Annotated in this window: 2 pseudogenes; one reads left to right on the top strand and one right to left on the bottom strand. The window is 76.9% G+C overall.

Annotated features, from left to right (window positions below):
* Window positions 1–5: 5 nt before the first annotated feature.
* Window positions 6–158: pseudogene (locus EAO71_RS40230) on the top strand (class A beta-lactamase); the annotation flags it as partial.
* Between the two features lie 114 nt (window positions 159–272).
* Here the strand turns inward: EAO71_RS40230 and bla are convergent.
* Window positions 273–929: pseudogene (bla, locus tag EAO71_RS40235) on the bottom strand (class A beta-lactamase); the annotation flags it as partial.
* Between the last annotated feature and the right edge of the window lie 119 nt (window positions 930–1048).

The raw sequence follows: 1048 nt of genomic DNA on the forward strand, positions 1-1048 counted from the left end.
CCCGGCTGGACCGCTGGGAGCCCGAACTCAACGACTGGCACCCGGGGGAGCCACGCGACACCACCACACCGGCCGCCGCCGGCCGCGCCCTCGAACGGGTGGCCCTCGGTACGGCCCTGGTGCCCGAAGACCGGGCACGGCTGAACGGCTGGCTGCGCGCCACCGTCACCGGCTCCGAGCGGATCAGGGCCGGCGTGCCCGAGGACTGGGAGGTCGGCGACGGAGACGCTGTCCGACGGCGCGGCCGCGGTGGTCCGGCGGGTGAGGATCGCGAGGACCACGGGTGCGCCGGAGCGGGGGCGCACCACGGCGATGTCGTGGGCGCCGCCGTACGCGCTGCTGGTCCCGGTCTTGTCGCCGACCTCCCAGTCCTCGGGCACGCCGGCCCTGATCCGCTCGGAGCCGGTGACGGTGGCGCGCAGCCAGCCGTTCAGCCGTGCCCGGTCTTCGGGCACCAGGGCCGTACCGAGGGCCACCCGTTCGAGGGCGCGGCCGGCGGCGGCCGGTGTGGTGGTGTCGCGTGGCTCCCCCGGGTGCCAGTCGTTGAGTTCGGGCTCCCAGCGGTCCAGCCGGGTGACCGGGTCGCCGAGCGCCCGGTGGTGGCGGGTGAGGCCGGACGGGCCGCCGATCTCCCTCAGCAGGAGGTTGCCCGCGGTGTTGTCGCTGCGGGTGACGGCGGCGTGGCAGAGTTCCGCCACGGTCATGCCGGCCACGCCCCGGCCACGCGTGGTGGGCGAGTCGCTCACCTCGTCGCGCGCCGTCCAGTGCACCTTCCGCTCCAGCAGCCCCGGGGACACCCGGCGGGCCTTGTCGAGGACGGCCGCGGCCACGAAGGCCTTGAAGGTGGACAGGACGGGGAAGCTCTCGTCCGCACGGTAGGAGAGGGTGCGGCCGCTCGCCGGGTCGTAGGCGAAGGCGCCGATGCGCACGCCACGGGCGGACTCCAGGCGGCGCAGCTCGGCGGCGAGCTCCGCGGCGGGCGCGGCGGAGCCCGGTGGGCTCGCGTCGGTGGTGGAGGCGGCCGGCGCGGGGGCGCCACCGGCGGGGT

This window comes from Streptomyces sp. MS191 (assembly GCF_008042125.1).
Taxonomy (GTDB): Bacteria; Actinomycetota; Actinomycetes; order Streptomycetales; family Streptomycetaceae; genus Streptomyces.